Origin of the sequence: Flavobacterium sp., assembly GCF_035456225.1 — a bacterium.
Taxonomy (GTDB): domain Bacteria; phylum Bacteroidota; class Bacteroidia; order Flavobacteriales; family Flavobacteriaceae; genus Flavobacterium.
The window spans coordinates 1-2,868 of record NZ_DATIDM010000194.1 but is presented as its reverse complement, the minus strand read 5'-3'; the positions used below and the strand labels follow the sequence as shown (position 1 = coordinate 2,868).

At 36.8% G+C, this 2,868-nt stretch carries 4 protein-coding genes; 2 read left to right on the top strand and 2 right to left on the bottom strand.

Going from position 1 to position 2,868, the window contains the following annotated elements:
• Window positions 1-390: NifU N-terminal domain-containing protein (locus VLB74_RS11550; RefSeq protein WP_325203610.1), on the bottom strand; the 390-nt coding region annotated here is incomplete at its 3' end.
• Between the two features lie 223 nt (window positions 391-613).
• On the opposite strand from VLB74_RS11550, the gene VLB74_RS11545 reads away from it, so the two are divergent.
• Together VLB74_RS11545 and VLB74_RS11540 are read left to right on the top strand one after the other, a co-directional pair.
• The gene (locus VLB74_RS11545; RefSeq protein ID WP_325203609.1) at window positions 614-1,621 is read left to right on the top strand and encodes a PorP/SprF family type IX secretion system membrane protein; all 1,008 of its coding nucleotides are present in this window, start codon (window positions 614-616) and stop codon (window positions 1,619-1,621) included.
• A gap of 45 nt (window positions 1,622-1,666) precedes the next feature.
• A complete protein-coding gene (locus tag VLB74_RS11540) occupies window positions 1,667-2,188 on the top strand; it encodes a gamma carbonic anhydrase family protein (protein ID WP_325203608.1) in 522 nt (173 codons plus the stop codon).
• On the opposite strand, the gene murI is transcribed toward VLB74_RS11540, so the two are convergent.
• A partial coding sequence (murI, locus tag VLB74_RS11535) for a glutamate racemase (RefSeq protein ID WP_325203607.1) occupies window positions 2,185-2,868 on the bottom strand: 684 nt, incomplete at its 5' end. The two genes, VLB74_RS11540 and murI, sit on opposite strands and share 4 nt — an antisense overlap.

Sequence of the window (2,868 nt, the reverse complement as noted above, 5' to 3'; positions counted from 1 at the left end):
AATTTTCGTAAGCATTTTGCTGGCTACGAATTTCATAACCGATGGGTTAGGGGTGGTTTCGCTATAAACGGTTACCGGTATTTTTTTGGAGGCAGAATCTTCTGTGTTCAGGATTTTTCCGCCTTTGTCCACAAATGTTTCTATTTGTTCGGCAACCAATTCTTTAACTTCATGCCATTCCACAATCGAGAATTTTTCAATTGCGATGAAATTTCCCGAAATGTAAACTGTTTTTACAAACGGAAGGTAAAATAATTGTTTTGCCAATGGCGACGGAGCGGTTTCGTCTATGTTTTTAAATTCGAAATTCTGGTTTTTGGTAATAAAATCGTGAAATTCAAATTTTAATATGCTGGGATTCTGCGTTTCTCGTATAGTTACTTTTTGCATGTTTTTGTGATTTTTTGCAAATTTAATGAAGTTATATGCTATGAATAATTATATTTGGCGTTTTAAAGAAAAAATTAACACATAGAGTTTGTTTTTTTGTGTTAAAATTGAACATAAAATTATTTCGTTGTTTTTCTGACCTAAAAATTTATATATTTGGGGGGTTTGAAAAATACCTTATTTTTTTAAATTAAACGACCCCTATTTTCAATAATAAAGAAATATGAACATACTGAAAAAGCGCTTTTTATTTTTAGCTTTATTTTTGGCCCAATTCTCTTTTTCTCAAGAAGGACTTCCGGTGTATTCAGATTATTTGTCTGACAACTATTATTTGATTCACCCATCAATGGCTGGAGCTGCAAACTGTGCAAAAATCAGGTTGACGGCACGTCAGCAGTGGTTTGGTGAAGCCGATGCCCCAAGATTACAAACGCTTAGTTTTAATACATCATTAGGTGATGAAGGAACTTCTGCTTTTGGAGCTATTGCTTTCAATGATCGTAATGGATATCATTCACAGACAGGTGCCAAGCTAACTTATGCGCATCATATTCGTTTTTCGGAAGGTAATGATGATTTGAACATGCTTTCTTTTGGTGCGAATGTTGGGGTAATCCAGAGTCGATTGGATGAGACTGAATTTGAGCCGGAATTTGACCCAGTTGTTGGCGGTACAAAGCAAAATTATACCTATTTTAATGTTGATTTGGGAATGTCTTATCACTTTGTTGATTTTTATGCTCATTTCACCGTAAAAAATGCAATCGAGTCTAAACGTGAAATTTATTCGGATGTTGAATTTGATAACTTAAGAAAATATATCATTTCAGCAGGGTATACTTTTGGTAATGACGAAACGCTTCAATGGGAGCCTTCGGTTATGTTTCAGACTTTTGAGCAAACAAAAGAAAAAACTATTGATCTGAACTTAAAAGTATACAAAACCATGGAGGATTTTGGTAAAATCTGGGGAGGTTTGTCATACAGAAGAGGTTTAGATGCAACGCAGTATTATGTTGAAGATGGTAATACTTTGGATGAGCAGACATTGCAGTATTGGACACCAATCGTTGGTATAAATTATAAGAACTTTATGTTTGCGTATACGTACTCGTATTTAGCACAAGCTGTTAAATTTGACAACAGTGGTTTCCACCAAATTACACTAGGATTCAACTTTAACTGTAAACGCGAACCTTACCACTGTAACTGTCCTGCAGTTAACTAATAAAAATAATAGGTCCCGTTTATCGGGACTTTTTTTTGATTTTATATGGCATTGATTAAAGAAGTTAAAGGGAAATATCCTCAAATACCAGAGGATTGTTTTGTCGCTGATAACGCTACCATCGTTGGTGATGTGACATTTGGTTCATCTTGCAGTGTTTGGTTTAATACTGTCGTTCGTGGTGATGTTCATTCAATTACCATCGGAAATAAAGTGAATATTCAGGATGGGGCGGTGATCCATTGTACCTATCAAAAACATCCCACCATCATTGGAAATAATGTTTCTATTGGTCACAATGCAATTGTGCATGGTTGTACAGTACACGATAATGTTTTAATCGGGATGGGTGCTATTGTTATGGATAATTGCGTTATTCACAGTAATACAATTATCGGAGCAGGTTCCGTGGTTACCCAAAACACGGTTGTCGAATCCGGGGCGATTTACGCGGGGATTCCGGCCAAGAAGGTAAAAGATATCAATGCGTCTGATTTTGCCGGGGAAATTGAGCGTATTTCCAATAATTACGTTATGTATTCGAGTTGGTTTAAAGAAGAGAATTAGAATTCTTTTTCAAATACATTTTCAGCGAAGCCAAGTATGTCTTTAAGAACCTTGGAGTCGCTGTTACTATAAAAAATCTGCTTTTTAGTTTCATCGGAACTATTTAGCAGATTGTTTTTTATAAGGATGTTTTGGGTTTGCTTTGCAACGGCCTCCCCGGAATCGATAATCTGGATATGGTCAGGGATAATCTTTTTTATTTGAGGTATCAGGTAAGGGTAATGGGTGCAGCCCAAAACCAGGTAGTCAATATTGGCTGCTACCATTGGTTTGAGATATTCTTCCAAAAGAGCTGTCATTTCCGGAGAATCTATATTTCCCTCTTCTACAAGCTGCACGAGTCCGTGTCCGATTTGTTCAATTATTTTAACGTTTGAATGGGTAGCAACCGCCTTACTGAAAAGTTCGCTGTTAATCGTTCCTTTAGTGGCTAAAATCCCAATGGTTTGTGTCTTTGATTGAATAGCCGCCGGTTTGATGGCGGGTTCTATCCCTATGAAGGGAATATTATATTTAGAGCGTAATTCTTTGATGGCATTTGTTGTGGCGGTGTTGCATGCCACTACGATCAACTTGCAGCCTTCAGCGATGAGAAGATCGGTGTTTTTATAGCATAATGCAATAATTTCATCTTTGGTGCGCTGACCGTAAGGTGCGTTTTTGCTGTCAGCAAGATAAAT

Bases quoted from the DNA above. Each gene is read 5' to 3' on its own strand.
- VLB74_RS11545 (WP_325203609.1), top strand. From the start codon at position 614: ATGAACATACTGAAAAAGCGCTTTTTATTTTTAGCTTTATTTTTGGCC.
- VLB74_RS11540 (WP_325203608.1), top strand. From the start codon at position 1,667: ATGGCATTGATTAAAGAAGTTAAAGGGAAATATCCTCAAATACCAGAG.